This window comes from Acinetobacter tandoii DSM 14970 = CIP 107469 (genome assembly GCF_000400735.1).
In the GTDB taxonomy this organism is placed as follows: Bacteria; Pseudomonadota; Gammaproteobacteria; order Pseudomonadales; family Moraxellaceae; genus Acinetobacter; species Acinetobacter tandoii.
Genome location: NZ_KE007367.1, coordinates 293,445 through 299,836, shown reverse-complemented (window position 1 = coordinate 299,836; position 6,392 = coordinate 293,445). Strand labels below are relative to the sequence as shown.

The 6,392-nt window shown below is 40.7% G+C and carries 6 protein-coding genes; 3 read left to right on the top strand and 3 right to left on the bottom strand.

Translation table 11 applies throughout. The features are described 5' to 3' along the window. Positions 1-595, bottom strand: a 595-nt coding sequence (locus I593_RS10735) for a 3-oxoacid CoA-transferase subunit A (protein ID WP_016167597.1), incomplete at its 3' end; no start/stop codon positions are given. Positions 596-876: 281 nt separating this feature from the next. On the opposite strand from I593_RS10735, the gene pcaU reads away from it, so the two are divergent. Beyond that, entirely contained in the window at positions 877-1,701 is an 825-nt protein-coding gene (gene pcaU, locus I593_RS10730) for an IclR family transcriptional regulator PcaU (protein ID WP_016167596.1), read from the top strand. Between the two features lie 131 nt (positions 1,702-1,832). On the opposite strand, the gene I593_RS10725 is transcribed toward pcaU, so the two are convergent. Next, on the bottom strand, positions 1,833-3,155 hold the full coding sequence (locus I593_RS10725; RefSeq protein WP_016167595.1) for a basic amino acid/polyamine antiporter: 1,323 nt from the start codon (positions 3,153-3,155) through the stop codon (positions 1,833-1,835). A gap of 9 nt (positions 3,156-3,164) precedes the next feature. Then, the gene (locus I593_RS10720; protein WP_016167594.1) at positions 3,165-4,043 is read right to left on the bottom strand and encodes a homocysteine S-methyltransferase family protein; all 879 of its coding nucleotides are present in this window, start codon (positions 4,041-4,043) and stop codon (positions 3,165-3,167) included. A 477-nt stretch (positions 4,044-4,520) separates the two neighbouring features. Between I593_RS10720 and I593_RS10715 the strand changes: the two genes are divergently transcribed. Both I593_RS10715 and I593_RS10710 read left to right on the top strand, forming a co-directional pair. Beyond that, positions 4,521-5,465, top strand: coding sequence for an ABC transporter permease (locus tag I593_RS10715; protein ID WP_016167593.1), 945 nt, complete (start codon positions 4,521-4,523; stop codon positions 5,463-5,465). Next, positions 5,465-6,349 (top strand): ABC transporter ATP-binding protein, encoded by an 885-nt coding sequence (locus I593_RS10710; RefSeq protein ID WP_016167592.1) that lies wholly within the window; start codon positions 5,465-5,467, stop codon positions 6,347-6,349. Before I593_RS10715 ends, I593_RS10710 begins: the two co-directional genes overlap by 1 nt. Positions 6,350-6,392: the final 43 nt, after the last annotated feature.

Below are 6,392 nucleotides of genomic sequence, written 5' to 3'. Positions count from 1 at the left end.
CGAGTTCCACCACTTCAGACACTTGGGCAATGGTCACATTGGCTGCCATGGCCATGATTGGGCCAAAGTTACGTGCCGATTTACGGTAGACCAGATTGCCCCAACGGTCGCCTTGTTGGGCTTTAATCAAAGCGAAGTCAGCTTTGATTGGGTATTCGAGTACATAATCTTTACCGTCGATGTGACGAGTTTCTTTACCTTCGGCCAATAAAGTACCAAAGCCTGTAGGGGTAAAGACTGCACCGAGTCCCATGCCTGCGGCTTGAATACGGCAAGCGAGGTTACCTTGTGGTACTAATTCCAATTCGATTTTGCCTGCACGATAGAGTTCATCGAAAACCCAAGAGTCGGACTGACGCGGGAATGAGCAGATGACTTTTTTCACTGCACCGGCTTTCAACAGTTTCGCCAGACCATAATCGCCATTGCCTGCATTGTTGCTGACGATGGTGAGGTCTTTACGTCCAAGTTTGATCAGCCCGTCAATGAGTTCAGCAGGTTGTCCTGCTGTTCCAAAACCACCAATCATGATGGTTGAGCCGTCTTGTATCTGGGAGAGCGCTTCCGTTAAGGTCGCTGCACTTTTATCTATCATTAGATAACTCCATTGTGCATCATGCAAAATTTGAAAAGGCACGGAAACCTAACTTATACTGGAGAGCAATTCTGCTAAAACAACATTCCCTAGTCTTTTAGTTCGATTTCCTTATACGTTCATTTTTTATCATTTCTTAGTGTTGAACTAGATCCTTACATGTGTTTTTGTTCGATCATCGAACTTTTTCACCCACTATCGAACAAAACCTGATTTTTTCAGTCAGATTTCACGCTATAGTAAAAAATATAAAGACAACAGCGTTGAATGGAACCGCAAAGATGGGTGAGGAATTGCATAAAACTGAAAAACTGCTTGAAAATAAAGACAATAAAAAAATCATTCGGCATGAAGATTTTGTGGCTGGTATCAGCAAAGGTATGGCTATTCTCGATTGTTTTGGCGCTGACCGTCATCGTTTAAATATTTCAATGGCTGCTGAACGGACTGGGATGACCCGCGCGGCAGCACGGCGTCACTTACTCACCCTTGAGTATTTGGGCTATTTAGAGTCGGATGGTCATTATTTTTATTTAACGCCTAAAATTTTAAAATTCTCAGGTGCTTATCTCGGTGGTGCACAACTTCCTAAAATATCTCAGCCTCTATTGAATCTACTCACCAATCAAACATCTTTAATCTTTTCCGTGATGGTACTGGATGGATATGAAGCCATTACCATTGCACGTAGCGCTGCGCATCAACAAACAGATCGTGTTAACCCCTATGGTTTACACTTAGGAAATCGTTTACCTGCACATGCAACATCCGCAGGGAAAATTTTATTGGCTCATCTGGAACCAAATGAGCAACGTGAATGGCTGGAAAAATATCCACTACAACGTTTAACCAAATATACCCATACCGACAATGCAACATTTTTAAACTTGCTACATGAAATCAAAGAACAAGACTGGTGCTATTCTTGTGAAGAACATGAGTTAGGCGTCCATGCGCTTGCCGTACCGATTTATCAACAAAGATCCAAAGTGATTGCTGCTTTGAATATTGTGTCCCCAACTACTCGTACCACGAAGGAATATCTAATTCAGCACATTTTGCCATTACTGCAAGAGACGGCACGTGAGTTGCGCAATATTTTATAAAAAGCCTAGATAAACAATCTAAATCTACATACTTAATCTAGTGCTTTAATCACAGAGTATGTGTTAATTTTTTTTAGGACTTAGCAAAATAAAAAACCGCTCTGTTATCGCGGTTTTTTATTTGATCAGCTTTAGTCAAATACCACTTTTTTATGGGTGAATCGACTATAGAAAAATACAAGCAACCCCAATAAATATAGGCAACCCGACAACAATAATAATGATACGCCTGCCGCATAAAGTAACCATGCTGCATAGATGACTGCGACTGCGGCAATCCAAATATGCTTACTACGTTTATGTTTCACAGATTCTTTTAAATAGAATGCAGAAACCAAAAAGTATGGCAGTAAAATCATTACTGATGAAATCAGCAATAACTGCGTATAGTTTTTATCAAAGAAGCAGACTGCAATCAGAGAAATTTGCACCACAATAGACGTCAGCCAAAGTGAAGCAATCGGCACACCATTCTGATTGGTTTTTAAAAATATAGAAGGAAAAGCTTTATTTTTTGCAGCTAAAAATGGAATTTCCGTTGCAAATAAAGTCCAACTCAAATAAGAAGAACTAACCGAAATAATCAAACCTAGCGTAATAATAATCGTGCCAGGCAGCCCAATCAGTTGCTCCAATATGGTTGCCATAGAAGGGTTATGCATATTGGCAATTTCAGCTCGCCCAGTTACACCGTAAGCCAGTACAGTCACCATGACATAGAAACTTAATGCCAGCAGCACACCCAAAACAGTTGCACGGCCAATATCTTGTCTATTCTTGGCGCGGGACGATAAAACTACAGCCCCCTCAATACCCGTAAATACCCATAAGGTAATGAGCATTAGATTACGGACTTGCTCCCAAACCGGCACTTGCAACGTAAAATCAATCAAATTAAGTTTGAACAGATCCAGTTTGAACGCAATAAAACTACAGGCAATAAAAATAACCAAAGGGACAATCTTGGCAATCGTCGCAATAAGATTCACCAATGCTGCTTCTTTAATGCCCTGACTGACCAGCCAATGTACAATCCAGACAAAGATAGATGAACCAATCAATGCATACAGGGTATTGCCTTCACCAAAATACACATGCTCTGGGCTATCAGTAAATAAACCCACACCAGAAAAGGCAATTACCACATATCCAACAATGCCGATGGTGGTACAAAGCCAATAGCCCCATGCAGAACAAAAGCCAATTAATTCACCAAAACCTTCTCGAGCATAATTATAAATACCACCATCTAAGTCAGGTCTTTGCCGTGTTAAAAAAAGCAGTGCAAAAGCAAGAAACAGAATTCCTACGCCTGTTATAAGCCAAGCCATGAGTAAGGCTTGGCCATTTGCGACTGCAGCCATGTTTTGTGGCAAACTAAATACCCCTGAACCCACCATAGAACTAAACACTAAGGCAGTTAAGGAAAGTAAGCCAATTTTAGCTGTAGACATAAGAAAATCTTACTGTTTAAAAAATTGAGAAAGTTCTGCAATATGCTCGGGACCAATACCACAACAGCCCCCAATTAAAGTTGCTCCCGCAGCTTGCCATTGCTGTGCAAAGCTTAAATATAATTCAGGATTTAAATCGGCACGGATTTCATCTAAACCATCGTTAGCGGTTGCTTCACTTTTCTGTGGCGGAAATGCGTTGGCATAAGCCCCAATTTGTACTGTTTCTGGTAGTAATTTTTTAATTTGGATAATGGCTTGCAATACCACTTCTGGTTGGCAGCAGTTAAACAATATTGCGTTGGCACCAAGACGTTGTATCAACTCAGCCACTTGTTCAAGGCTTTCCCCAGAACGCAATAAGGGTTGTTCTAACTGAATTTCATCTTGTAAGGTAAATGACACCCAAAAATCTCGCCCATCTTTAGGTAATAATGCATGTACGGTTTCGACTTCTTTGAGGCAAGATTGTGTCTCTGCCAACCAAAAATCGACATGCGGTGACAAAGTTTCAATAATTGGTGTTGCAAGGGTTTTAGCTTCTGCTTCTTTAAATAAATCCGCACGGTAAGAACCAAATAACGGAGGCAAACAACCCGCAATGCGAACGTCTTTTCCACTCTCTTCAACTGCTTTTTTCGCCTGAGTTACAGCAACATTCACCAAACTTGTTACTTCATTTTCAAAGCGCTGCTCGCCAATATGAAATGGAACCACTGCATAATTATTGGTGGTAATAACTTCTGCACCCGCTTCAATAAAATCTAAATGCACTTGTTTTACAATGTCTGGGGCTTCTGTTAAAGCCAATGCAGACCATTCAGGTTGTCTAAAAGGTGCACCTCTACGCGCAAGTTCACGACCAAAACCGCCATCTAAGATTTTCATAAAGTTAAGTTATATTAAATAAAAAAGCTGATTATAGAGAAACTCTTAAAAGATTTAATGCTTGAATCCTCCAAACAATATCTTTATTTCAGCTAATGAAAATTCATTTTTCTAATAACTCATGCTGATATAGCGTAGTTTGAACAATAGTGTTGAATTTCGGAAAAGCGTTTTTTCCATATGCTCCGTTATTACGCACTCTTCTCTCAGCCAGAGGGATATCAAATAATAGAGGACTGCATAAGGTATGATCTTTGATTAACCCTATACAAATTGTCATCAGCATATTCAACAAATAGATAACGCACTATCCCATTAAAAATTTTATTGATTCAATATGCTGAAAATACAGCTCAACGCAGAGCTATCTTGTTTTTTGATTGAATCATGTCTCCTGCACTTAATCTCTAATTGGCATTTATTTTGCTTATCAGTAATACGGTTTTAAAAATTCGTAATACTAGGCGGACTAGCGATATGGGATATGTTGCAACTGAACTTAACCAAAAAAATAAGCTGATTCTGGGCTTTTGCTCATTTCTCATTCCAATTTTGATTTGGTGTGCAGTCAGTTATCTGCCATTTATTTGGCATCCTCAAGTCCAAATTACCGACTCTGGCAGCGTGCCTTATTTGCAAGTCGACAGTCGGATTGATAAAGCATTGTTCTATAATGAAGCACAAAATGCAGTCAATCACGGCGATGCGCCACCTCAAGGCAAATTGGTCAACCCGATTTATTTACCCGCCCCCGATGAAGTTGCAACTGCACTGATTACTGCATTTACGACACCTCCTGTACAACCCGATGCTCCATGGTTTCATCAAAGCCTATGGCATAGTATTAAACTGGTGTTTACCGCGTTTTTCTTATCTTCCCTAATTGGTATTCCCTTAGGGATTTTATGTGGCTTCTCCCTCAAAATTTCAAAACTGACTGAACCTTTTGTTGAGTTCTTCCGTTATTTACCTGCCCCAGCATTCGGTGCACTTGCAGTTGCCATCTTAGGAATTAATGATGCACCGAAAGTCGCGATTATTGTGATAGGAACGCTGTTTCAACAAATTTTAATTATTGCCAACACCACACGGATGGTCGACCGCGGACTAATAGAAGCAGGTTATACCCTTGGCACCAAAAAAATGAAAAGTCTGTTTCATGTGGTGATTCCCGCTGCCCTGCCAGATATTTATCGTGATTTACGCGTACTATTGGGCTGGGCATGGACCTATTTAATTGTGTCTGAATTGATTGGTACGACCTCGGGCATCACATGGTTTATTACCCAACAAGCACGCTATCAAAACTTTGACAATGTCTATGCTGCTATTTTGATTATTGGGGTCATTGGACTGGTCTGTGATGTCATTTTAATGAAATTAGGCGAACGACTGTTCACATGGAAAGCAGGAGCAAAATAATGAATACAACTACAAATAATGGTGCAAAACAGTATTTTGAACAAATCTATCAACGCCCTGTAATTCTTGAAGCAAAAAAACTCACGCAAGTGTTTCAACATGGTAAGACCCAACGCACTGTCTTGAATCAACTGGATTTAAAAATTCATAAGCGTGAATTTATTTGTGTGATTGGTCCCTCGGGTTGTGGCAAATCTACTTTTAGCCGTGTCGTCGCGGGACTCGATCCGTATCACAGTGGAGAACTACTGGTCGATGGTCAACCAATTATAGGCCCTAGCCCAGAACGTGGCATGGTGTTTCAAGGTTACACCCTATTTCCGTGGAAAACTGTCAAAGAAAATGTCATGTTCGGTCCGCTCATGAAAGGTGCAAGCCATGCCTCCGCAGAAGCACATGCCCGCGAATGGATCAACATTATTGGCTTAGAAAAATATGAAAACCAATACCCGCATCAACTTTCGGGTGGCATGAAACAACGCGTTGCGATTGCTCGTGCCTTAGTCAATCAACCGAAAATTTTACTGATGGATGAACCTTTTGGGGCACTCGATCCGCATACACGCCAGAAAATGCAAAAACATCTCATGGATTTATGGCAGAACATCGACATCACCATTATTTTTGTCACACATGACATGGATGAAGCCATTTTACTGGCAGATCGAATTGTGGCTCTGAAGGCCAATCCAGGCGAAATTAAAGAAATTATTGAGGTGGATTTACCACGACCACGCAGTGCGGAATTGATGCTTACACCCGAATTTAAACGCTTACGCGAACATGTCGATGCCTTGGTTCATGCGCAAGAAGAAGAACTAGATCCTGCTTTAGAGGAGCTGCCAAAAATTCCACGTATGACTCAAGTCAGTACACACAAATAAAAAGCTTATAAATAATCATAACCTTTGGGACGACCCAAAGTGT